This is a genomic window from Aerococcus sp. Group 1, from assembly GCF_000193205.1.
Classification (GTDB): Bacteria; Bacillota; Bacilli; order Lactobacillales; family Aerococcaceae; genus Aerococcus; species Aerococcus urinae_A.
In genome coordinates this window covers 51176-75350 of the sequence record NC_015278.1, presented here as the reverse complement: position 1 = coordinate 75350, position 24175 = coordinate 51176, and the positions used below count along the sequence as shown (strand labels likewise).

The 24175-nt window shown below is 45.2% G+C and carries 17 protein-coding genes, 6 tRNA genes, 3 rRNA genes, 1 pseudogene and 1 riboswitch; of the genes and pseudogenes, 5 read left to right on the top strand and 22 right to left on the bottom strand.

The window, feature by feature from the left end:
* Window positions 1-280 precede the first annotated feature (280 nt).
* The 6 genes and pseudogenes from thiD to nadC form a co-directional block, all read right to left on the bottom strand.
* Entirely contained in the window at window positions 281-1729 is a 1449-nt protein-coding gene (gene thiD / locus HMPREF9243_RS10930) for a bifunctional hydroxymethylpyrimidine kinase/phosphomethylpyrimidine kinase (protein ID WP_013668710.1), read from the bottom strand.
* Window positions 1716-2036: a hydroxyethylthiazole kinase gene (locus HMPREF9243_RS10805; RefSeq protein WP_049776699.1), complete on the bottom strand. Its 321-nt coding sequence runs from the start codon at window positions 2034-2036 to the stop codon at window positions 1716-1718. The genes thiD and HMPREF9243_RS10805 overlap by 14 nt, the downstream gene beginning before the upstream one ends.
* 2 nt (window positions 2037-2038) lie before the next feature.
* The gene (locus tag HMPREF9243_RS10800) at window positions 2039-2554 is read right to left on the bottom strand and encodes a hydroxyethylthiazole kinase (protein ID WP_196793334.1); all 516 of its coding nucleotides are present in this window, start codon (window positions 2552-2554) and stop codon (window positions 2039-2041) included.
* Between the two features lie 159 nt (window positions 2555-2713).
* Window positions 2714-2812, bottom strand: a riboswitch (TPP riboswitch).
* Between the two features lie 264 nt (window positions 2813-3076).
* Window positions 3077-4504, bottom strand: a pseudogene (locus HMPREF9243_RS10110) (IS3 family transposase).
* 106 nt (window positions 4505-4610) lie between these two features.
* Window positions 4611-5309, bottom strand: coding sequence for a LysM domain-containing protein (locus tag HMPREF9243_RS00345; RefSeq protein WP_013669896.1), 699 nt, complete (start codon window positions 5307-5309; stop codon window positions 4611-4613).
* Between the two features lie 314 nt (window positions 5310-5623).
* Complete coding sequence (gene nadC, locus HMPREF9243_RS00340) at window positions 5624-6499, bottom strand: carboxylating nicotinate-nucleotide diphosphorylase (protein WP_013669413.1); 876 nt, start codon at window positions 6497-6499, stop codon at window positions 5624-5626.
* 286 nt (window positions 6500-6785) lie between these two features.
* On the opposite strand from nadC, the gene HMPREF9243_RS00335 reads away from it, so the two are divergent.
* On the top strand, window positions 6786-7367 hold the full coding sequence (locus tag HMPREF9243_RS00335) for a hypothetical protein (protein ID WP_013668868.1): 582 nt from the start codon (window positions 6786-6788) through the stop codon (window positions 7365-7367).
* A 151-nt stretch (window positions 7368-7518) separates the two neighbouring features.
* On the opposite strand, the gene HMPREF9243_RS00330 is transcribed toward HMPREF9243_RS00335, so the two are convergent.
* Together HMPREF9243_RS00330 and HMPREF9243_RS00325 are read right to left on the bottom strand one after the other, a co-directional pair.
* Window positions 7519-7590: transfer RNA gene (locus HMPREF9243_RS00330), tRNA-Gln, on the bottom strand.
* A 13-nt stretch (window positions 7591-7603) separates the two neighbouring features.
* Window positions 7604-7684 (bottom strand) — tRNA-Tyr (locus HMPREF9243_RS00325).
* 230 nt (window positions 7685-7914) lie between these two features.
* On the opposite strand from HMPREF9243_RS00325, the gene cdaA reads away from it, so the two are divergent.
* From cdaA to glmM, 3 genes are all read left to right on the top strand, one after another.
* On the top strand, window positions 7915-8766 hold the full coding sequence (gene cdaA, locus HMPREF9243_RS00320; RefSeq protein ID WP_013669123.1) for a diadenylate cyclase CdaA: 852 nt from the start codon (window positions 7915-7917) through the stop codon (window positions 8764-8766).
* Complete coding sequence (locus HMPREF9243_RS00315) at window positions 8759-9853, top strand: YbbR-like domain-containing protein (RefSeq protein WP_013669842.1); 1095 nt, start codon at window positions 8759-8761, stop codon at window positions 9851-9853. Before cdaA ends, HMPREF9243_RS00315 begins: the two co-directional genes overlap by 8 nt.
* A gap of 71 nt (window positions 9854-9924) precedes the next feature.
* Entirely contained in the window at window positions 9925-11292 is a 1368-nt protein-coding gene (gene glmM, locus HMPREF9243_RS00310) for a phosphoglucosamine mutase (RefSeq protein WP_013668890.1), read from the top strand.
* A 373-nt stretch (window positions 11293-11665) separates the two neighbouring features.
* Here glmM and yidD read toward each other — a convergent pair whose 3' ends face one another.
* The 14 genes from yidD to HMPREF9243_RS09665 form a co-directional block, all read right to left on the bottom strand.
* The gene (gene yidD, locus HMPREF9243_RS00305) at window positions 11666-11956 is read right to left on the bottom strand and encodes a membrane protein insertion efficiency factor YidD (RefSeq protein WP_041705726.1); all 291 of its coding nucleotides are present in this window, start codon (window positions 11954-11956) and stop codon (window positions 11666-11668) included.
* Window positions 11956-12537 (bottom strand): DJ-1 family glyoxalase III, encoded by a 582-nt coding sequence (locus HMPREF9243_RS00300; RefSeq protein ID WP_013669017.1) that lies wholly within the window; start codon window positions 12535-12537, stop codon window positions 11956-11958. The genes yidD and HMPREF9243_RS00300 overlap by 1 nt, the downstream gene beginning before the upstream one ends.
* Window positions 12538-12638: 101 nt before the next feature.
* Window positions 12639-12941 carry a GNAT family N-acetyltransferase gene (locus tag HMPREF9243_RS00295; RefSeq protein WP_041706343.1) on the bottom strand — a complete coding sequence of 101 codons (303 nt, stop codon included), beginning with the start codon at window positions 12939-12941 and terminating at the stop codon, window positions 12639-12641.
* 95 nt (window positions 12942-13036) lie between these two features.
* On the bottom strand, window positions 13037-13942 hold the full coding sequence (locus HMPREF9243_RS00290; RefSeq protein ID WP_013669238.1) for a LysR family transcriptional regulator: 906 nt from the start codon (window positions 13940-13942) through the stop codon (window positions 13037-13039).
* A gap of 27 nt (window positions 13943-13969) precedes the next feature.
* Entirely contained in the window at window positions 13970-15064 is a 1095-nt protein-coding gene (locus tag HMPREF9243_RS00285; protein ID WP_013668798.1) for an aminotransferase class V-fold PLP-dependent enzyme, read from the bottom strand.
* 188 nt (window positions 15065-15252) lie between these two features.
* A tRNA-Thr gene (locus HMPREF9243_RS00280) sits at window positions 15253-15325 on the bottom strand.
* Between the two features lie 21 nt (window positions 15326-15346).
* Window positions 15347-15420: transfer RNA gene (locus HMPREF9243_RS00275), tRNA-Asn, on the bottom strand.
* Window positions 15421-15433: 13 nt separating this feature from the next.
* Window positions 15434-15549 (bottom strand): 5S ribosomal RNA (gene rrf / locus HMPREF9243_RS00270).
* A 76-nt stretch (window positions 15550-15625) separates the two neighbouring features.
* Window positions 15626-18531, bottom strand: a 23S ribosomal RNA gene (locus HMPREF9243_RS00265).
* A gap of 166 nt (window positions 18532-18697) precedes the next feature.
* A tRNA-Ala gene (locus HMPREF9243_RS00260) sits at window positions 18698-18770 on the bottom strand.
* Window positions 18771-18804: 34 nt separating this feature from the next.
* Window positions 18805-18878: transfer RNA gene (locus HMPREF9243_RS00255), tRNA-Ile, on the bottom strand.
* An 82-nt stretch (window positions 18879-18960) separates the two neighbouring features.
* A 16S ribosomal RNA gene (locus tag HMPREF9243_RS00250) occupies window positions 18961-20508 on the bottom strand.
* The 16S, 23S and 5S rRNA genes sit together here with 4 tRNA genes alongside, the layout of an rRNA operon.
* 417 nt (window positions 20509-20925) lie before the next feature.
* Complete coding sequence (locus HMPREF9243_RS09670; protein WP_013669510.1) at window positions 20926-21762, bottom strand: DUF2185 domain-containing protein; 837 nt, start codon at window positions 21760-21762, stop codon at window positions 20926-20928.
* 160 nt (window positions 21763-21922) lie between these two features.
* On the bottom strand, window positions 21923-22642 hold the full coding sequence (locus HMPREF9243_RS09665) for a CPBP family intramembrane glutamic endopeptidase (RefSeq protein WP_013669852.1): 720 nt from the start codon (window positions 22640-22642) through the stop codon (window positions 21923-21925).
* A 188-nt stretch (window positions 22643-22830) separates the two neighbouring features.
* On the opposite strand from HMPREF9243_RS09665, the gene HMPREF9243_RS00235 reads away from it, so the two are divergent.
* Entirely contained in the window at window positions 22831-24042 is a 1212-nt protein-coding gene (locus HMPREF9243_RS00235; RefSeq protein ID WP_013669517.1) for an amidohydrolase, read from the top strand.
* Window positions 24043-24175: the final 133 nt, after the last annotated feature.

Genomic DNA, 24175 nt, shown 5'->3' with positions numbered 1-24175 from the left:
ACTTAAATATTAGTAATTTAACCTTGTAATCGCTTACAACTTTTAAAAGAATATTTTTATATTTTAATTAAAAAGAGAAAATATGTGTTTGTTTTCACAATATAAGAAGAAATATGCTCTATGCTAAAAACAGTCCCCACACTTTTCCAAAATATAGAAAAAAGGCCATGACAAGCTATCATGACCCTTATCGGTGTACAGATACGCTTCCCCTAGCAGGTCTAGCCTCGTAGAAGGGTTGAAAGACTAAAAACTATTGGCTAAGGGAAGCTAAAGCAAATTAATGGTCAGTGGGGTAATAAGTCAAGAGGCCAAAGCCATGGTTCAAGGGGCCACTCCCCTGGCCAAGATCTAATTGATCTTTAAGGGTCAGGCTGAGATAGGTCTTAGCCCGAGCAATGGCAGTGACTAAGTCATCACCCTTGGCTAGGTTGCTGGCAATGGCACTGGATAGCGTACAGCCAGTCCCATGGGTATTGGGATTATCAACCCGCTCACCCCTAAACCAGTGGACCTCGCCCTCAGGGGTAACCAGGACATCGTTAGCGTCATTGACCCGATGGCCACCCTTACAGAGGACAGCGACTTGGTAGGTCTGACTAATCGTCTTAGCGACGGCTTCCATATCGGCTGCCGAATGGATGTCTTGTCCCGCTAAGACCTGGCTTTCAGGAATATTGGGAGTAATTAAGCAAGCGAGCGGGAAGACCTGGTCAGCTAAGACCTGCACCGCTTGGTCCTGGATCAAGTTGGACCCGCTCGTTGCGACCATGACCGGGTCCACTACGACATTTTTAGCCTGGTAGGTTTTAAGGGCTTTGGCGATTTCCTCTACTAATTCCACTTGGGAAACCATACCAATCTTGACACTAGCCGGAGGAATATCCTCGAAGACCGCTTGGAGTTGGCTAGCCAAGGCCTCTGGACTGAGATCATAGACCCCGGTCACACCCCTAGTATTTTGGGCGGTCACTGAAGTAATGGCACTCATACCAAAGACTCCATTAGCTTGCATGGTCTTGAGGTCTGCTTGAATTCCGGCTCCACCGCTTGAGTCTGAGCCGGCGATGGTAAGGACGGCTTGGAGTTTAAAAAGCCTTTCAGCAGCTTGGCGAACGGCTTGCGTGGTTCGGTAGGGGTCCTCCGCTTTAAATAGGGCGGAAATTAGTGCCACCCCAGCCAAACCCTGGTCCCGTAAATTGGCCATATTATCTAAGCTAATCCCACCAATGCCTACAATGGGAATATTGACCCCTTGGGCAATCGTTCTCAGGGTAGTCAGACTAGTTCCTTGGGCATTGGCCTTAGACTGGGTCGGATAGAGGGCGCCAACTCCCAAATAGTCTGCACCAGCCGCTTGGGCTTTTAGAGCGGTATCCAAAGTCTTAGCCGAAGCCCCGATAATTTTTTCCGGGCCGAGTAGTTGTCTAGCCTGGTCAACTGGCAGGTCATCTTCTCCAACATGGAGGCCGTCAGCATCTACCGCCAGGGCCAGTTCATAGTCATCATCGATAATAAAGGGGACACCTGCTTCTTGGCAGAGGGCTTTGATTTTTTTAGTTAGAGCCAGCTTATCCTCTTGGTCTTTAAAAGGATGGTCCTTTAAACGTAACTGTAAAATCGTCGCCCCTCCTGCTAAGACCTCTTTGACTTGCTGGATTAATTCGTCATGGTCAAAGCGGTCGGGCGTAATGGCATAGACCAATAAATCATTTTTATTGAATGTCATACTTGGCTCTCCTTTCTAATTCTTTGGCCTCTAATAAGAAGACCTGGTCAATCACTCGGTTGGAATAAGTGGCATTGCCCTCATAAGGCTGGAGCACTTGAGCAGCAATTTCTCCCGCCACCCCATAGCTAATCATGGCAGCTGTAGCTAGGTAAAAAGGATCTTCATCCGGATTACCGGCTAAAAAGCTAGCTAGGACGCCGCTTAACTGGCAACCTGACCCCGTATAGGAAGCCATCCAAGAGTGGCCATTTTCAATGACTGCCAGCCGCTCGCCGTCAGTCACTAAGTCAATCGGGCCTGACATGGCTAGGATAATTCCTTTTCTTGGGCGTAAGCTTTAAAGTCCGGAGCAAAATCAGCCAGGTTGGCTAAGCTTACCTCGTCTCCAGGACCCAGGTCGACCCCAGATCCTTGGCTTTTTTCAAAGAGGAGGCTTCGAATTTCCGAAGCATTCCCCTTTACCGCCCTTACTAGACCCCGGTCAATCAGCTCTTGACAGAGCTTTAATTTAAACGGCATAGCTGAAACCCCCACTGGGTCTAAGACCACGGGATGGTGGTCATTTTTCGCTATGGCGGCAAGGTCCAACAATTCCTGATTAGGTCTGGGACTAGCGGCATTCAATAGCAAAAGGTCAGCCGTCTTGACCACATCCTTACTATTAGGTAAGTTATCGGTCATCACAGGACGCCCGCCACTGGCCAAAATCACATTGGCCACATCATGAATAGTGACATAATTATTTAAAACTTGGATCAGCGGAGACTTCTCTTTGACCTGCTGACAATATTTAGCAAAGGGAATGGCTGTTTTTTTAGACATATTCTCATCTCTCTTATTCTTCTTAATCGCTAAAAGATCACTTGCAGGAATCTCGTTCATAAACAGAAAAAGCCCTGCAAAGTATACTCCACTAAGTGTACTTTGCAGGACTTCTTATCGTTTCATCTTAACCAAAGATCCTGGTTAGACTATATTACGATACTTGAATTCTCACATCCCTACGCAAGTCTTAACTTTCTCAGGTTCAAAGAGTCCAGGTTTCCACCTATCTCAGCAAAAGCACCTCTTGTGAGTACTTTCTAACTATAGCAGAAACCGCTTACTTATTCAAGGCAGAGTTACGGCTGGGTCCCGAAAACCGCTTAAATAAAAAAACTCCAGCCTAAGTATGGTGACCCCAATAAGTTGGACTTTATATATAGTGAGTTGGCCTTTGGCCAGCTCTTTTTTGTTGCTTACAGTTCTTGCTTATTTCTTGCCGACACATTTACTCAGAAATTTAAACTTGTCAAGAGGAAGAGCGTAGCGGCTCTTGATAAGTTTAAAGTTTATGTGTAATCATTAAGCGGCGAAAGAAGCGTGATGAAGACGAAATTCTATAGGACTCCTAAAATCTAATTTTTCTTTGATTCTTTCACCATTGTAATAGATTATAAAATCTTCAATCGCTTGTGCTAATTCTTCAAAGGAATGATAAGTCCGACCATAGTAGACTTCTTGTTTTAGTAGACTAAAGAAATTCTCCATTGGCGAATTATCTAAGCAATTTCCTTTACGAGACATACTTTGAAAAATTCGGTGATCCTTCAAGAGCCGGGTGTAACTTTTCATTTGATAGGCCCAGCCCTGATCAGAATGAAAGGTTCTTCTGTATGGACATAATTTACTTGCTTCAATGGCAGCTTGTAGCCCCTCCAACATGCTTTGTCCATTAGGCTGATGTGTTATCTTAAAAGAAATAATTTCTCGATTAAATAGATCCATGTAAGGATCTAAATAGAGTTTTCCAGTTTGATAATTCCCAGAATCATCGGCATAGTAGTATTTAAATTCTGTTGTGTCTGTTGTTATTTTTTGATAAGGAATGGTCGAATCAAACCGCCGGTTGATACGATTTGGCGCTATCTCTCCAATCGTTCCTTTGTAGGAATTATATTTTCTTGTCTTTCTAGTATAGCTAGTGACCTGTATCCCCATAATTTTCATTAGGCGTTGAACTTTGTTTTTACTGACCTTATAACCACGGGAAAGCAGTTCAGCTCGCATTCTTCGATAACCATAATCCTTATGGGTTTCTCTGATGTCTTTCATTTCCTCTTTTAAATCGGCATCCTTATCAATTTCCTCATCTTTATTTTTCCAATAAAAGTAGGTCGATTTAGGAAACTTTAAAACGCTAAGAATATCTTTTAAAGCATATTTTTCATCATGGAGACGTGTGATTTCGGTCACTATTTCTTCTTTTCTCGCTTGACTCTTTGAGCCACACGTCTCCTCAATCCTTTTAAAAATTTGTTCTCAATTTCTAAATCCGTAATCCGTTGTTCAAGTTCCTTTATTTTTTGCTTCACTTAACTGATTGGTTTCGCTGCTATCCTTTATTTGATTGATTTGTGATTTCTTTTTAGACACTTTAGGTGGCCTTCCTTTCCTCGCGGAAAGGCCATCAAGTCCTCTTTCATGATAAGCTCTTCGCCAATTAGCGATTAGACTTGGATTATTCATGTTTAATGAATTGGCCAATTCGCGATAACTCATTTCCGTACTTTCATACAATTCTATCGCATTTAATTTGAATTCAACAGTATAAACCTGTTGAGTCCGCCTTTTCTTTAAACCATCTACACCAAATTCATAATAGTTATTAACCCACCTTCGTAAAATAGAAGGATCTATTCCTGCTTTATTAGCTAAGGTTCGATAACTTCCTTTTTTCGCAATATAGTCTCCTACTAAATTCAGTTTAAATTCTAATGAATATTTAGACATAAAAATAACCCCCAAAAGTTGAATTCTTAGTCCAACTTTTGGGGGTCACTACAAAGGAGCCGGAGTTTTCAGTTAATACGACTTGGGTCGCACTTTATTTTTTATCTTAGTACCAACCGTTAGCGTTCCAGAATGCTAAAGCGTTGTCCCATGAACCGTAACGACTTGCTACGTATTGGTCAGCCACACGTTCTTGGTTAGCTGGGGAGTAGTCACCATTTAAGTAAGAAGCGCTTAATTGGTAACGTCCGATGTATTGGCCGTTAGTTGCTGAGTATGAACCACCAGATTCACGTTGAGCAATGATTTCTTTAGCGGATGAAGAAGAACCAGTGTAAGCGCTTTGTGCTGGAGCTGGAGCTGGTGCAGGTGCTGGTGCAGCAGCTGGTGCAGCTTGAACAGTTGCAGGTGCTTGATAAGTTTGACCAGCAGTTTCATCAACGGTGTAAACTTGAGCTGCTTGACCTTGTTTTTCTACTTCAACTTCATTAACCTTACCTGATTGGTCAGATTTGAAGGTTAATTTAGTTCCTGGGAAGATTAAGTTAGCATTTTCGATGTTGTTGATTTCAGCTAATTCTTTGGTGTTCACGTCTGCTGCTTGAGCAATAGCGTTTAAGGTGTCACCAGATTTAATGACATAAACTTTTTCGTTGTCATCTAATTTTTGGAAGTCAGCTTTGATTTCTTCAACTGAACGTGCTTGCCATTCAGCTGCGTGTGCTTCAGTCGTTTCCCCAGCAGCAAAACTTACTAAGGCTGATAAAGCGATTGAGGTACCTACTAAAACTTTCTTCATATTCATGTGTAATAAAAATCCTTTCTTCTGTGCAAAGTTCATTCTTTTTTCTATTTAATATGATTAAGCCTCTTAATCATTCAGATTCATTTTTATCTCTCAACGAGGTCTTTCCCTCGTCGACATGAAATATACTATCATGGCTTCCAGACGAAGAAAAGGGATTTCTGACTTGTTAAGGCCCTTTAATTACTTTGACATTTTAAAAGGATTTTCTGAAACATTTCTGTCGCCTTGTAACCTTGCTGTAACAAAAGTCAGGGCAAAACTTGAGCTATGGGTATTAGAAATCAAGGATTTCTGCCTCAAGAGGTACAGACCTACTTCCTCACTTTCAAATGTTTGAGGGACAAATCTAAGATTCCGGCCGAATGGGTAATAGCCCCACTAGAAATATAGTCAATGGCTAGGTCCTTATAATCCGCGACATTGTCCCAGGTAAAGTTTCCTGAAGCTTCTATAATCGCTTGACCGTTAATGATTGCAATGGCTTCCTCCATGGTGTCATGGTCCATATTGTCGAGCATAATAACATCAGCTCCAGCCTCCACTACCGCTCTGACCATGTCCAAGTCCTCGACTTCAATTTCAATCTTCTTCACAAAAGGGGCATAGGCCTTAGCCGCTTGGATGGCTTCTTTGACCCCACCGGCAGCAGCAACATGGTTATCCTTGAGCATAATTTGGTCAGAGAGTGAGTAACGGTGGTTATAGCCGCCCCCTACCCGGACTGCATATTTTTCTAAGGGACGGTAGGCCGGAGTAGTTTTACGGGTATCCAGTAACTTTATTCCACTACCTTCTAAGGCGTCTACAAAACGACGGGTAGCCGTAGCAATCCCACTCATTCTTTGAAGGAAGTTAAGGGCAATCCGTTCCCCACTTAAGAGGGTATTGACCGACGCCTTGACCACCATTAAGGTCTCTTGCTTAGCCACCCGGTCTCCATCTCGGACCAAGCTCTCGAATTGAACCTCAGGGTCTAAATGTAAGAAAACCTGCTTGAAGAGATCCAAACCACAAACCACTCCCGCTTGCTTAGCTAAGAGCTCGACCTGGGCTGCTTGCCCCTGGTAAATCGCATTGGTCGACAGGTCTTCATAAGGAATATCTTCCTTAAAAGCCAGGGTAATTAATTCATCAATAATATCTTGGTTCAGATTTATAAAATTAGACACTTGTTTTGGATTAGCCATCACTAAACCGCCTCCTATTTCTTTCTCGCCTTACTCAGTCTGACTAGCCACTTTCAGCCAGCCAAAGGGACTGACTTTCCTGATCTTAAAAATCTCAAGAAAGCTGATACTGTTTTTACTATCATACCATAAGCCAAGGCAGCAAAACCCCTAGCCTTATGCGAAAAGTGATCAATTTAGACAGACTTGACAAAAATAAGGGCTAAGCTTATGATAATTTTTAATTTTTACCATTATTTGCTTTTATATCGATTATATTAGGACTCATTGTTCAAGGAGGATTACAATGAAAGAAAGTATTTCAGTTAGCAAAAAAAATACGGGCAAAATGACTACCGTAGCCTTACTAACAGCCATCGGTATCATTATCCCTATGATTAGTCCCATTAAAATCGCTTTTGGTCCCTTTTCCTGGACCCTGGGCTCTCATATCGCCATTGATATGGCACTCTTTATTTCACCAGCCTCAGCCGCATTTGTGGCCCTAGCAACCTCATTTGGTTTCTTGATGGCAGGTTTTCCCTTACCAGTGGTCTTCCGGGCAGTTTCCCACCTCTTATTTACCCTAGTGGGTGCCTATACTCTGCAACGGTCCAACCAATTTGTCTTGAACCCTTGGAAGAGAACCCTCTTTAACGCCGGAATTAATAGCTTACACGGTCTGGGGGAAATGATCGTTATCCATTGCTTTGTAACCGCCGGCTTAACCAGTTTGGATGGCCAATACGGTTACTGGGCCTCCCTCTTCATTCTCTTCGGTGTATCGTCACTCTTCCATGGGATGATGGACTTTGAATTGGGTTACCTCTTCCTCAAGTACCTCAACAAGCACCTACCTTATAAATTCCCCCGTTTTCCAATCAAATAACACAAAAACTCCCTCAGTTCTTTCTCTATTTGGAAAGGACTAAGGGAGTTTTTTGTGCTTATTCAGGAATTACTATCGCTGAGCATGCCTTCTCTCCGTCAACTGAAAGTCAAAAAAAAGAGACTGCACGTACTCGTACAGTCTCACTTAACTGGGGTAGCTGGATTCGAACCAACGCATGACAGAGTCAAAGTCTGTTGCCTTACCGCTTGGCGATACCCCAATATGATTAGAAATGGAGGGAAGAGGATTCGAACCTCTGAACCCGAAGGAACGGATTTACAGTCCGCTGCGTTTGGCCGCTTCGCTATCCCTCCAAATCAGTACTCAATTAATATACCACCATTTCCCTATAAAATGCAAGGGTTATTGGCGATTTTTTTCATTTATCATAAAATTTTCGTTTTTCGGCTATTTTTAAGCCAGCACCCCTCCATCTATTCTCTCACCACTATCCATAATTTAAGAAAGACCTAAAGCCTGGTCAGACAGTGTCTATGGTATACTTATTAATGAATTTAAAACATCACTAATAGGAGGGAAAACGATGGATTGGGATTCAATTTTCAGCTGGTCACATGCCTTTGACCTGATCGATATCTTGATTGTTTGGCTCATCATCTATCAGTTGCTCAAGTTAATCCGGGGCACGCGGGCAGTCAATATCTTTAATGGCATCATTATCTTTTTACTTTTTAAAATGGTTTCGACCGTTTTTCAATTAGAAACCATCGACTGGATCATGAATAGTATTATCCAGTGGTCAGTCATCGGGATTATTATTATTTTCCAACCGGAAATTAGAAACGGCCTCGACCACCTCGGCCAAAGCTTACGAATGAGAAACTTACGAAATACCCAAAATGACCCCGTTGAGCAAATGATTGAAGAAATTATCCGGGCTTGCCAGTACATGGCTAAGCGACGAATCGGCGCTTTAATTTCCATTGAAGATACCCAATCGCTTACCGAATATGCCAACACGGGAATCAAATTGGATGCGGATATTACTGAACAACTCCTCATTAATATCTTCATTCCCAATACACCGCTCCATGACGGGTCAGTGGTGATCCAAGATATGAAGATTAGCTCAGCAGCCAGCTTCCTCCCCCTATCGGAAAACCCCGAAATTCCTAAGGAACTAGGCACCCGCCACCGGGCTGCGGTTGGCCTCAGTGAAGTCACCGATGCGGTAGTGGTGGTGGTTTCTGAAGAGACCGGTGACATTTCCCTCACCTATAAAGGAAAAATTATGCGCGACCTTTCTGAAGAAGAAATCCGCGAAACACTCCGCCAACATTTTGCTGAGAGTGAAGACGGCGATTCCATCATCGAAGGCAACCACTTCTTGAAGAATATCTTCCAAAAGAAAAATGGAGGTGACAAAGATGAATAAGCTCTATGAAAATAAAGCCGCTATGATTTTTTTCTCACTCTTATTAGCGCTTTTCCTCTTTATCTTTGTCAAAGCGGAACGCTATAATAATAACCCGGTCAGTTTCTTCACTAATATCAGTGAAACCAAGTCAGAAACCATCTCCGACGTCCCCGTTTATGTGAGTGGCGACGTGGATGACTACTATATTACTGGCCTCCCTGAAACCGTCTCTGTGGAAATTTCAGGTCCAAGTAATATCATCGACCAAACCCTTCAAGCCCGAGAATTTAAGGTCGTGACTGAAAACCTGGAAGAACTCGGCGAAGGGTCACACTATGTGCAACTCACCATGACTAATATTTCTAAAGACCTCAATTATCGAATCTCACCTTCCAGTGTGGAAATCAATATTGCTCAACTGCAAAGTCAAAAATACCCGGTAGAAATCCATGTTAATCCGACCAACTTGGCCCCGGGTTATGAAATTCATGCAACCAAGGCCACTCCGGCAGAAGTCACCTTGACAGGTTCAGCTGAAAGCCTCAGCAAGATTTCCTCAGTGAGTGTCGACGTCAGCCTCCCTAACAATACCAATTCCGACTACCACGGCAGTGGACGGGTCATTGTTAAGGATCGCGAAGGTAATATCTTAAACATTACCGCCAACCCAAGTCAAGTTGGCGTCGATATTGCCATCGGTAAGCAGGGGAGCTCAGTACCTATCCAAATCGACCTCGATAATCCCAATGATGACTACACTTATGACTTAAGTAACTGGTCCACCCGGCAAGTAACCCTCTTTGGCGATGAGAAAGCCCTTGCCGCTATCCAAGCGGTAGTCGGTCATATTGACGTTAGCGGAATCACCCAGAGTCAACGGGTCCAAGTGGCTCTAGAACGCCCCGATAATGTTGAAGCTATGGAGCCTGAATCCATTACCCTAACCGTTACCGCCCGGCCCAAAAACAGCGGCCAAAGAAGTGAAGCCTCTAGTGATTCTTCTAGCCAAGCAAGGCAGGAGACCAGCAAGGATGAAAGCCAACCAGCCACTAACCGGCAAAGGGAATCTAGCAGTCAAGCAGAGGCTAAATCTAGTTCACCCTAATTTGGCAAAGACTTGAAATCGTGGTAGTATATTGAATTGTTAATAAGATTGGTAAATCAAAGGAGTATATCATGTTAAAATATTTTGGAACTGACGGTGTTCGCGGAGAAGCCAATAAGGAACTTACCCCTGAACTGGCCTTTAAATTAGGTCGCTTTGGTGGCTATGTCTTGCTCCAACACGCCAAGGAAGAACAAGAACATCCCCGTGTCCTCGTTGCACGCGATACACGGATTTCTGGTCAGTTATTAGAACACGCCTTAATTTCAGGGCTGTTATCTGTCGGCATTGAAGTGTTACAACTAGGCGTCATCACCACACCAGCTGTCGCTTATCTCACCCGGACTACTGGGGTAACTGCTGGGGTAATGATCTCAGCCAGCCACAATCCGGCCAAGGATAACGGCATCAAATTCTTTGGTAGTGACGGCTTTAAATTATCGGATGACCAAGAAGCTGAAATTGAATACTACTTAGACCAAGAAGAGGACAGCTTACCTCGTCCTAGCGCCCAAGGCTTAGGTACGGTCAGTGAGTATCCAGAAGGGGTAGCCAAGTACCTCGAATTTCTCCAAACCACCATTAGCAATGATTTATCCGGCTTAAAACTATGTATTGACGCCGCTAATGGTTCCGCTGCACCTTTAGTCAACCGTCTCTTTGCTGATTTAAATGCAGACTTCTATGCACGAGCTACCCGTCCTGATGGCCTAAACATTAACGATGACTGCGGGTCTACCCATCCTGGTGAACTCCAAAAACTGGTTCTCGAACAAGGGGCTGACGCTGGGGTTGCCTTTGATGGGGACGCTGACCGCTGCATTGCTGTTGATGACAAGGGCCGTTTAGTGGACGGCGACCACATCATGTACATCTGTGGGAAATACCTAAAAGACCATGGTAAATTAAAAGACGACACCATTGTCGCTACCGTCATGTCCAATTTAGGCTTCCATAAGGCCGTTGAAGCTGCAGGGATGAATGATAAGGTCACCAAGGTAGGTGACCGTTATGTAGTTGAAGAAATGCGTAAGGGCGATTATACCCTAGGTGGCGAACAATCCGGACACGTTATCTTTATGAACCACAACACGACCGGTGACGGCCTCTTAACCGCCATTCAGTTGCTCTTCGTCCTCAAACAATCCGGGAAGAAACTCAGCGAATTAGCTGATGAAATGCCTACCTATCCTCAAGAGCTCATCAATGTCAAAGTGACCCGCGCCGGCAAGGAAGAAGCCATGAACAATGCGGACGTCAAAGCAGAAATTGATGCAGTTGAAAGTGAATTAGGGGAAGAAGGTCGGGTCTTAGTCCGTCCTAGCGGTACCGAAAACTTACTTCGGGTCATGGTCGAAGCCCAAAGTGATGACCTAGCCTTGACCTATGCCCAACGCATCGCTGACAAAGTCGCCGACATTTACGGGGTAGAAGAATAATAGATTTCATCATAAAAGGAGTCCTCAATGAGGGGACTCCTTTTTTAGGGTCTTTAACCTTTCACAAGTAATTAAATATAAATTCGTTAAATTAGTACAAGTATAAGTTAAAATTTGAAATTTGTTTACTAACTTATTTATCTCTGACAGCTAGCTATTAAACCAATCTGAGCAGTAGGGGAGCTTTGAATTTAGTCGTTAGCCATGAAAAAGCAAGCGATGTGAATTACGGATCGTAGGTTCCAGCCGTACGATCCGTTTGAAGCTCGCTAGGTGAGGGACCTCGGCCCGAGCCGATGCCATGGCTCTTCAACGAGCTAATTCAAAAGCGGAACGAATGCTCTTAGATTCTATTTGTTAAATAGCTTTTTTATCATTTCTTACTTAATCTGGCTAAGGCTTGGCGTTCTTTAGGGCTGACTTCTTGGTCATTGCGTTTGAGGCTGAAATGATCAGGAACTGGGTCGACGCCACCGCGGGCATAGGGCTGACAGCGTAGAATTCGGGCCAGCCCCATCAGCGTCCCCTTGAAAAAGCCATGCTTTTCTAGAGCTCTAAGCATATAAGTCGAGCAAGTGGGATAGTAACGGCAAGACGGCGGTAAGGCAGGCGAAATAAAACGCTGGTAAAATCTTACCAGCGCTTTTAGTAAATAAATAAACATTAAGCCTTAACCGCAGCTTCAACATTAGGAATTAAGAGCGCCTTAGCCACTTGGTCATGGACTTCTTGGCCCTTCAATTGCCGGACAATTTCTAGGGCAAAGTAATAAGCCGTCGCTGGGCCTTGTGAGGTAATCACTTGGTGGTCTTGGTCATTAACGACAATCTCGTCAGCCACATATTCCTTAAAGGTCACTTGGTCACTAAGGGCTGGGAAAATAGTCCCACGAATTTCTTGGGAAATGCCAGCCTTATCTAAGACTCTTGGTGACGCACAGATGCTGGCAATATAACTAGAATCTGATTGGTATTGTTCCTTGAGGAGGTCGATAACTTTATCGTTTTCTCTAAGGGCATTGGTCCCTCCAACTCCACCAGGGGTGATCAAGATATCATAGTCCGCTCCCTTAATATCTTCTAAGAGATAGTCCGCTCGGATAGTGATATTGTGATCTCCCACCGTATCAAGGTCACCTTCAGTAGCCACCACGTCAATGTCGATTTCAGCCCGACGTAAAATGTCAATCACTGCGACTGCTTCGGTTTCTTCATAATTCTTACTTAATAAGATCATTGCTTTCATCCGCTATACCCCTCCATTTGTTGGTTTGTCAAAGGTTACTATCCCTATTGTAGGCTCATTCTCATAAAGTGTAAAGAAAGTAGTGATTAATCCTAACTGAATTAGTCTTTATCTTGAACTTGTTTATGGTAGTTAATAAAGTCGTATTTTTGGGGTTGGCGTTTAAATTTTTCTACCACATAAGGGCAGCTGGCTAAGATGTATTTATCTTCCTGCTTCATGTAGTCCACTAAGTGATCGAGTAACTGACCAGCCACTCCCTTTCCTCTAAGAGAAGGATGGGTCCAAGTGTGGTCAGCAATCACAAATTGGTCTGCCGGACTCCACGTAATTTCGCCAATTCTTTGGCCATCTTCACCTTCAATAACAAAAGCATTACCGTCTTGTTTAATTTCGTAAGACATAATCATTCCTCATTTCCTAGTGGTTTACTTAGAGACTGAGACAAAGCCCCACTCTCTTTATAATGCTTACACTGTCACTCACTAAGATCAGAATATCATGAATTCACCATATTTTCTAATAAGGTGATGTAACGCTTAGCAAAGGGGGAAGTTTTCCGATAGCGGGCTTCGATGTAACCAATTTTATTGGGCTTATTATCCTGCCCCTCGATAGGAATGATGCGTTCTAAATCAGCAAAGGGGGAAGTCACTAGGCCGGACCCAATCAAATAAGCCTGAGTATTGGCTAAAACATTAATAACAGTAGCCCGGTCAGAAGCATAAACAACCTCTTGTCCTTCAAAATCAGGCTCCAAAGATTCTTCGGTAAATTGCATGGAAGAGCCCCGGCTTTGTTCAAATTTAATCACGGGGTACTGGCTCAATTCTTCTAAAGACACCTGGTCACGGTCAGCCAAAGGGTGCTTAGTCCCTACAAAGGCATGGGGGTAGAAGTTCCCCAATTGATGAAAGACCAACTCATAGCGGTTGAGGTATTGTTCGATGACCCGCTGGTTTTTATCATTCATGTATAAGAGCCCTAGCTCAGAATAAGACCGTTTGACATCTTCTAAGACTTGACTGGTTGACGTTTCCAAAAAACGAAAATCCCAACCATTCCCGCTCTCTTCAGCAATTAATTGGCTAAATGCCTCACAAGCAAAGTCATAATGCTGACCTGAGACAGAAAACAAGCGCCGCTCATTATCTTCCAAATAGCGGTTCTCTAAAGTTTCAACCTGTGAGAGAATATCCTCGGCGTAAGAGAGGAACTCGCTGCCCTCATTGGTAATGAATACTCCCCGCTTAGTACGCTCAAAAATTTGAATTTGGTACTCTTCCTCTAATTCCTTAATCGCGGTAGACAAACTAGATTGTGCCATATACAAGCGACGGCTAGCTTCACGAAAGGAACCACTGTTGGCAACTACCACGGCATATTTTAATTTTTGAAAATTCATATGGATTCCTCTTTTATCAATAATTAACTAACGTATCTGATCAAATGCATTCCTTAGGTCCTTGACTAAGTCTTGGCCATTTTCAATGCCCACTGACAAGCGGACAATCCCATCATTGAGGCCATATTTAAGCCGTAATTCTTCTGGGATATCGGCATGGGTCTGGGTCTTTGGATAAGTGACTAAACTCTCTACCCCACCCAAACTTTCTGCAAAGGTAAATATTTTTACGGCATGTAACCAGTCATTGATTTTACTTTGGTCGGCCATTTCAAAGGTTACCATGCCGCCTTTACCGGTATAGAAGACTTGGGAAACTAAGGACTCGGTTTTTAAGTAGTCAACAATGGCTTGGGCATTAGACTGGTGTTGGTTCATCCGTAAGGCTAAAGTTTTGAGCCCACGAATGGTTAACCAACAATCGATTGGACCTAAAGTTGCCCCTGTGGTATTTAACTGGAAGGCTAGAGCTTCACCAATGGCTTCGCCCCTACAGGCTACCAAGCCAGCTAAAACATCATTATGTCCAGCAAGATACTTGGTGGCAGAATGAACTACAATATCTGCCCCTTGGCGGAGAGGTTGCTGTAAGACAGGGGTATAGAAGGTATTATCAACAACAACCAAGGCCCCCACAGCATGCGCCTTATCAGCGATGGCTTGGATATCGAATTCCGTCATCATTGGATTGGTTGGCGTTTCAATGAAGACTAATTTAATATCATCATTTAAGGCCTGGTCAATTTCTTCTGCGCTTAAACAGTAAGTAAAGCGATATTGGCCCCGTTCTTCTAAGGCATGGAAGTAGCGGTAGGTGCCTCCATATAAGTCTTGCAAGGTGACAACATGGTCGCCCGCTTCTAAAAGTCCTTCAATGACGAGTTGGATGGCTGCCATCCCTGAACTCGTGGCAAAACCATAGTCGCCCGCTTCTAAATTTTTAATCCCCTCTTGTAGGATATTTCGAGTGGGATTGGCTGTCCGTGAATAATCGAATCCGGTTGACTCACCCAAACCCGGGTGAGCGTAGGCAGTACTTAAATAAATTGGTGTATTAACGGCTCCAGTGCGTTGATCGCTGCGGTTACCAAGCTGAGCAAGGTAGGTTTCAATATGTTCCATATATACAGACTCCTTCACATCTTTCCTATCATCATACCATGCTAGAGACGGTTTTTGCCTAAGAATAACAGAACACAGCTGTTCGCCATAAGCGATCATTTCCTTTTTAATCAATAAAAAAAGAGAATGTCAACGAAAACATTCTCCCTTACTAAGTCATTTAAAACGATTATATAAGCAATAAAAAAAGCTACTGACGGGATTCGAACCCGTGACCTCCGCCTTACCAAGGCGACGCTCTACCAACTGAGCTACAGCAGCAAAAATATTCCTAAAAAATAACTCCGCAAGTAGGACTCGAACCTACGACATCTTGATTAACAGTCAAGCGCTACTACCAACTGAGCTATTGCGGAATAAAATAAGATTGCACGGCAACGTCCTAGTCTCACAGGGGGCAACCCCCAACTACATTCGGCGCTAAGAAGCTTAACTGCTGTGTTCGGGATGGATACAGGTGGGTCCTTCTTGCCATCGTCACCGTACAATTTATTTTTTTGAGCTTGTTCGCTCAAAACTGAATCTATCATGCCTTCCTTAAACCTCATACAACCTTATCCTTTGGATAAGTCCTCGACCGATTAGTATTTGTCCGCTCCACTTATTGCTAAGCTTCCACTCCAAACCTATCAACCTGATCGTCTTTCAGGGGTCTTACTACTTTAAAAGTATGGGAAATCTCATCTTGAGGGGGGCTTCACGCTTAGATGCTTTCAGCGCTTATCCCGTCCACACATAGCTACCCAGCCATGCTCCTGGTGGAACAACTGGTACACCAGCGGTGTGTCCATCCCGGTCCTCTCGTACTAAGGACAGCTCCTCTCAAATTTCCAACGCCCGCGACGGATAGGGACCGAACTGTCTCACGACGTTCTGAACCCAGCTCGCGTACCGCTTTAATGGGCGAACAGCCCAACCCTTGGGACCGACTTCAGCCCCAGGATGCGATGAGCCGACATCGAGGTGCCAAACCTCCCCGTCGATGTGAACTCTTGGGGGAGATAAGCCTGTTATCCCCAGGGTAGCTTTTATCCGTTGAGCGATGGCCCTTCCATGCGGAACCACCGGATCACTAAGCCCGACTTTCGTCCCTGCTCGACTTGTAGGTCTCGCAGTCAAGCTCCCTTCTGCCTTTACACTCTGCGAATGATTTCCAACCATTCTGAGGGAACCTTTGGGCGCCTCCGTTACACTTTAGGAGGCGACCGCCCCAGTCAAACTGCCTGACTGACACTGTCTCCCGACCAGCTAATGGTCGCGGGTTAGAATGGTCATCCCACAAGGGTAGTATCCCACCAGTGCCTCCATCGAGACTAGCGTCCCGACTTCGATGGCTCCTACCTATCCTGTACATGTGGCACAAACATTCAATATCAACCTACAGTAAAGCTCCATGGGGTCTTTCCGTCCTGTCGCGGGTAACCAGCATCTTCACTGGTACTACAATTTCACCGAGCCTCTCGTTGAGACAGTGCCCAAATCGTTACGCCTTTCGTGCGGGTCAGAACTTACCTGACAAGGAATTTCGCTACCTTAGGACCGTTATAGTTACGGCCGCCGTTTACTGGGGCTTCAATTCAGAGCTTCGCCCGAGGGCTAACCCTTCCTCTTAACCTTCCAGCACCGGGCAGGCGTCAGCCTCTATACATCATCTTTCGATTTGGCAGAGACCTATGTTTTTGATAAACAGTCGCTTGGGCCTATTCACTGCGGCTGACCTTGCGGTCAGCACCCCTTCTCCCGAAGTTACGGGGTCATTTTGCCGAGTTCCTTAACGAGAGTTCGCTCGCTCACCTTAGTGTTCTCCACTCGACTACCTGTGTCGGTTTGCGGTACGGGTTGTTTGATTCTCACTAGAAACTTTTCTTGACAGCGTGACGTCGGCGGCTTCGGTACTAAACTTCCCTCCCCGTCACAACTCATGAAATCTGAGGCAAGCCTTTCACTCACCTTCTCACTCATTGCTTGGACGCGTTTTTCCATCTCCGCGCTCCGCTTAGCCTTCTGTGTCCTTCCATCGCTCAAACAAATCAAACAAGTACAGGAATCTCAACCTGTTGTCCATCGCCTATCCCTTTCGGTCTCGGCTTAGGTCCCGACTAACCCTGGGAGGACGAGCCTTCCCCAGGAAACCTTAGTCATTCGGTGGACGGGATTCTCACCCGTCTTTCGCTACTCATACCGGCATTCTCACTTCTATACGCTCCACATGTCCTCACGATCATGCTTCTCTGCCTATAGAACGCTCTCCTACCATCCTACGGATCCACAGCTTCGGTGTTCAGTTTAGCCCCGGTACATTTTCGGCGCAGGGTCACTCGACTAGTGAGCTATTACGCACTCTTTCAATGATGGCTGCTTCTAAGCCAACATCCTAGTTGTCTAAGCAACCCCACATCCTTTTCCACTTAACTGAAACTTTGGGACCTTAGCTGGTGGTCTGGGCTCTTTCCCTTTCGACTACGGATCTTATCACTCGCAGTCTGACTCCCGGACTAAACTATTTGGCATTCGGAGTTTATCAGATGTCGGTAATCCAGGATGGACCCCTCGATCAAACAGTGCTCTACCTCCAATAGTCATCATCCGAGGCTAGCCCTAAAGCTATTTCGGAGAGAACCAGCTATCTCCAAGTTCGATTGGAATTTCACCGCTACCCACACCTCATCCCCGCCTTTTTCAACAGACGTGGGTTCGGCCCTCCAGTGTGTTTTACCACACCTTCAGCCTGGACATGAGTAGATCACTTGGTTTCGGGTCGACGACAACAAACTCAACGCCCTCTTCAGACTCGCTTTCGCTGTGGCTCCGCTTCTTCAGCTTAACCTTGCTTGCTATCGTCACTCGCCGGTCCGTTCTACAAAAAGTACGCCATCACCCCTTAACGGGCTCTGACTGCTTGTAGGCATACGGTTTCAGGTACTCTTTCACTCCCCTTCCGGGGTGCTTTTCACCTTTCCCTCACGGTACTGGTTCACTATCGGTCACTAGGGAGTATTTAGGCTTGCCAGATGGTCCTGGCGGATTCCGACGGAATTTCACGTGTACCGCCGTACTCAGGATACTGAATGAGGTGGCTGAGCTTTCGCCTACGGGATTGTCACCCTCTCTGATCGCCCTTTCCATGGCGTTCGACTAGCTCATTCACTCCCGTCCATCAGTCCTACAACCCCAGCATGCAAGCACGCTGGTTTGGCCTCTTTCCGTTTCGCTCGCCGCTACTCGGGAAATCGATTTTTCTTTCTCTTCCTGTGGCTACTGAGATGTTTCAGTTCACCACGTCTACCTTCCACTCAGCTATGTGTTCACTGCGTGGACCATTGTCGATAAAAACAATGAGGTTTCCCCATTCGGAAATCTCCGGATCAAAGCTTACTTACAGCTCCCCGAAGCATATCGGTGTTCGTCCCGTCCTTCATCGGCTCCTAGTGCCAAGGCATTCACCGTACGCCCTTATTCACTTAACCACCGGTTAAGTTGTATGATGCGAAAAGTTTTAAAACTCTTTCTTTTTCGGTTTTTACGCTTGGTAAAATTGGTTTATTGACATTTCTATCTCGCAAAAAATAGAAATGCGGAATGTTATGATAGTATTCAGTTTTCAAAGAACAATCTGCAACGTTTCCGTTGCAATGGAGGATAGCGGGATCGAACCGCTGACCTCCTGCTTGCAAAGCAGGCGCTCTCCCAGCTGAGCTAATCCCCCGGGTATGAGTTATGGTCCTATAATAAACATGTAATGGGCCTGAATGGACTCGAACCATCGACCTCACCCTTATCAGGGGTGCGCTCTAACCAGCTGAGCTACAGGCCCGGTTAAATCCATCAACCATGTGGATAGACCTCTCAAAACTAAACAAAGAAGACTCAAATATGTATTCCGAATATATCCTTAGAAAGGAGGTGATCCAGCCGCAGGTTCACCTACGGCTACCTTGTTACGACTTCACCCCAATCATCTGTCCCACCTTCGGCGGCTGGCTCCAAAGGTTACCTCACCGACTTCAGGTGTTACAAACTCTCGTGGTGTGACGGGCGGTGTGTACAAGACCCGGGAACGTATTCACCGCGGCGTGCTGATCCGCGATTACTAGCGATTCCGGCTTCATGTAGTCGAGTTGCAGACTACAATCCGAACTGAGAATGGCTTTAAGAGATTCGCTTGCTTTCACAAGGTCGCTGCTCGTTGTACCATCCATTGTAGCACGTGTGTAGCCCAAGTCATAAGGGGCATGATGATTTGACGTCATCCCCGCCTTCCTCCGGTTTGTCACCGGCAGTCTCGCTAGAGTGCCCAACTCAATGCTGGCAACTAACAATAAGGGTTGCGCTCGTTGCGGGACTTAACCCAACATCTCACGACACGAGCTGACGACAACCATGCACCACCTGTCACTTTGTCCCCGAAGGGAAAGCTCTATCTCTAGAGTGGTCAAAGGATGTCAAGACTTGGTAAGGTTCTTCGCGTTGCTTCGAATTAAACCACATGCTCCACCGCTTGTGCGGGTCCCCGTCAATTCCTTTGAGTTTCAGCCTTGCGGCCGTACTCCCCAGGCGGAGTGCTTAATGCGTTAACTCCGGCACTGAAGGGTGGAAACCCTCCAACACCTAGCACTCATCGTTTACGGCGTGGACTACCAGGGTATCTAATCCTGTTTGCTACCCACGCTTTCGGGCCTCAGCGTCAGTGACAGACCAGAAAGTCGCCTTCGCCACTGGTGTTCTTCCATATATCTACGCATTCCACCGCTACACATGGAGTTCCACTTTCCTCTTCTGTACTCAAGTTCCCCAGTTTCCAATGCACTTCCACGGTTAAGCCGTGGGCTTTCACATCAGACTTAAGAAACCGCCTGCGCCCCCTTTACGCCCAATAAATCCGGACAACGCTTGCCACCTACGTATTACCGCGGCTGCTGGCACGTAGTTAGCCGTGGCTTTCTGGTAAGATACCGTCAAGACTGGAGCAGTTACTCTCCAATTTGTTCTTCTCTTACAACAGAGCTTTACGATCCGAAAACCTTCTTCACTCACGCGGCGTTGCTCCGTCAGGCTTGCGCCCATTGCGGAAGATTCCCTACTGCTGCCTCCCGTAGGAGTTTGGGCCGTGTCTCAGTCCCAATGTGGCCGATTACCCTCTCAGGTCGGCTATGCATCATTGCCTTGGTAGGCCGTTACCCCACCAACGAGCTAATGCACCGCAAGGCCATCGATAAGTGACAGCAAAGCCGTCTTTCCAAACACCACCATGAGGTGGTGTTTCCTATGCGGTATTAGCACCCGTTTCCGGATGTTGTCCCCCGCTTATCGGTAGGTTCCTTACGTGTTACTCACCCGTCCGCCGCTAACGTCAGAAGTGCAAGCACTTCTTCGGTTCGCTCGACTTGCATGTATTAGGCACGCCGCCAGCGTTCGTCCTGAGCCAGGATCAAACTCTCATGAAAGAATCATGAGCGTTGAATAGCTCATTTGTTTGCTGACTAGTTATAGTCTCGTCTAGACTTATTGTTTGAATTGTTGGTTCATCAACAAAATGTTGATGCCCTACACATTTGGTTCGTCTTCTTTGTTCAGTTTTCAAAGGTCTATAATTTATAACCGCTGTCCTTTTGACAACTATTATATAGTATCACATGATGATGTTTATGTCAACATGTTTTTTAAATATTTTTTGAAGCACTCAGCTTACAAATTATATTTGGTTGTCTTTTAAAAGAAACAACTAAATTAGTATATCTTGTTTTCATCAGGATGTCAACAAGTTTTTTAAATCTTTTGCCTTCGCCCTGGAAGTTGTATTTCCTGGAAGAAAGGCACGAGTAAAATATTATCACAGCTTATGAGGTTTGACAAGAGCTTTTTTAATCTTTTATATAATGATTTCGCAAACCCTGGTATTCTCCTTGGATCCGCTGCTTTTGATTGGCTTGGTACCACAGGCGCATCTGCTCCCCATAAAGGTGAATTTGTTGGGCAACTGGAGAACTTTTGCGGTCGCTTAGAAATTGTAAGACGACCTGCTTGCCCTTTTCTAAAGGATATGAAAAGCGAGTAAAGAGGGCATTGGCGATCACATTATTGACATTATCCTGCCAATGGTCAACAGGTCTCGCTTCATCACTAATATGTAGGAAACCTAAGGACAGGCCAACAAGTAAATAGTAGTCCAAGTCATTATCTAAAGTATCTGTTTGGCCCAAACAAAGATTAAAGAAAGTAACAAGTTCGCTATTTAAGTGGTTGAGCTGGGCCAGTTCTTCCTGAGATAACTGATAGGACCAGCTTAACCCAGTCTTATCTCCCTGATAGGACTGAACAAAGGAAGGAAAGTGACGTTTGAAGACCGGGTCCTCGATCGGATAATCTGCGTTAGCTGGAATAGGACGTACCCTCTCATAGCTATCATTGTAGACAAAGTGAGGTGGGGTGGTCTTGGTAGAGAACTGCATGTCGGCTCCCAGAGGATAACGGTAAATAAAAGCAATGGCAGGCTCAAGGGCTAGGACTTGTTCATAGCTAACTAGTTTGGCCTGGGAATGCTTCAGAGAAGTGGTGGTATCTGCCTGGCTTAAAAAACGCCAGCCGCTATCATTTGTTAATGCGGGGGCTTCTCGCCAGGCCCACAACAGCGGGGCCTTTCTTTGAAAGAAATTGGTGGACACCAGCGATAGCTTCCCTTCTGGTAACCATTCATTCATATCACATTCGCTCCTTGTACTCTTTATGCCTAAGCTCATTCCTGCATCCATTAAAAAACATTTTTCCTAGCCCGTCAATAGGCAGTCCGCAACCAAGTCTCCCTTTATATAGTAAGAACCGGCCCAAAAGCCGGTTCTCCCTCAATTCATTCGCAAATAACTAAGACAGGTACATGGGGATCGTCGCAATAAAGTTATTGATAAAGTGAACCGTCATTGCGGCTTCGATCCGCCCGGTCCGGTAATAAGTCCAAGCCAGCGCCATCCCCATGGCATAGTAACCCAGCCAATGAATCCAAAGATTTGACGCGTGGAGGGTAGCAAAGAAAGCGGCCGCTAAAACCATCCCCAAGAAAGGGTGCTTAGGAACAAAGTAGCGCATGATTAGGCCCCGGGTCAGAATCTCTTCACTAATCGCCGGTAGGATACAGAAGCAAAGGAAGATCTTCCAATTGGGCATCTGGTTAGCCGAGTTCAGCAAAATGGTCTGGTTCACTGAATCAACCTGTTCGGGATAGAGACATTGGGTCAAGCCTCCAATCAACCATTGAAAGGCAAAGATTAAGACCACTCCAATTAAGACGTCAAAGAAAAACTTGCTGGTCACTTTCTGCCGGCTAAAGAACTTGAGCCCACCAGCACTCAATCCCCATATAAAGAGAGCAATCCAGATGATATCTAAGATAATATAGATTGTGGGATAGGAATTTAACAAGAGCAGGACATCCATAGCCGAGTCAATATTTTGCTTGGAGCCTAGAAAGAATAAGGTTAGGCCCTGGATGATGGTTTCACCAACAAAATAAGCGATAATACTAAAAATAACCAACCATTTACGGGACTTTCCTGGATAGGGGTCTTGATACCAAGTCTCATTCATCATAACCATCCTTTACTTGGCCACGGGCCGTTTTTTGATTGTTTTTTACTACATGATTATTTTATCAAGGTCTAAGAGGCTTGGCTATCTGGGACCCTTATAACCAAACTTATTTGTCTTTATTTAACAAAGCTCCTATAATAAGTTTATCTTAACATAAGATAACAAATTACCAAGGAGGAAAAAATATGAGTCAATTGTTAGATACACTCTATGAAAAATTAGAGGAAAAGAATGACCGTATGATTGAAATTCGTCGTGAACTTCACGAACATGCGGAAAAATCTTTTGAAGAGGAATGGACTTCAGATTATATTGCTGACTTCTATAAAGATCTAGATTGTCAGGTTGAACGTAATGTCGGTAATGGTTATGGAATCGTGGTAACAATTGATTCAGGCAAGGAAGGCAAGACCGTAGCCCTACGCGCCGACTTCGACGCCCTACCTATTAAAGAAGATACTGGCCTTGACTTCGCTTCAAAAACCGACGCCATGCATGCCTGTGGACATGACGGTCATACGGCTTACTTATTGATCCTCGCTGAGACCTTTATCGAATTAAAAGACCTCTGGCAAGGAAAGATTGTCATCCTACACCAAAACGCTGAAGAAGAAGGCCCTGGTGGTGCGAAATCCATGGTGGAAGCTGGCTGTTTAGATGGGGTAGATAATGTCTTCGGTATGCACGTGATGAGTAACATGCCTGTTGGTGGGATCTACTATAAAGAAGGTAATGCCCAAACTGGTCGCGATAACTTCTTCCTTACCATTAAAGGGGAAGGTGGACACGCTTCCTCACCACACACTTCTAACGATGCTATCGTTGCCGGTGCTTATTTCGTTACCCAAGTACAAAGCATCGTCTCCCGCCGCCTCAATCCTTTCGATGTGGGGTCCATTACCATCGGAAACTTCGACGCTGCCGGTGCCGCTAATGCCATCAACGGCCAAGTCAAAATCTCTGGCGACGTCCGTTCCATGTCACCGGAAGTCGGCGAAACCATTGAAAAAGAAATCAAGGCTAAGGTTAAAGGCTTAGAAGCCAGCTTTGGGGTCACTGTCGAAATGGAATACCTTAAAGGTTACCCTGTCCTCTACAATGATCCAAAAGTGACTGAATTTGCTGTCAAAGCGCTAGAAGATAACAAGTATCCTGAACTCAAGAAAGTGGAAGCTACCCAACCCCAACCACCTTCCGAAGACTTTGCCTTCTATGCGAAAGAGGTCCCAAGTGCCTTCTTATGGGTTGGCTGTGCCAGTGATGACCAAGACGCTCACCCCGCTTACCCTCACCACCATCCAAAATTCTTTATGGATGAAGGCGCGCTTATCGTTGCTGCCAAAGGGATGGCCACCATTGTTTCCAGCTATATTGAAAACGACGGCATAAAAGCCTAACCAAAATCAATCCATAATAAAAAGGTCAGCTAAGATATGGTGACCCCAATAAGTTGGACTTTATATATAGTGAGTTGGCCTTTGGCCAGCTCTTTTTTGTTGCTTACAGTTCTTGCTTATTTCTTGCCGACAC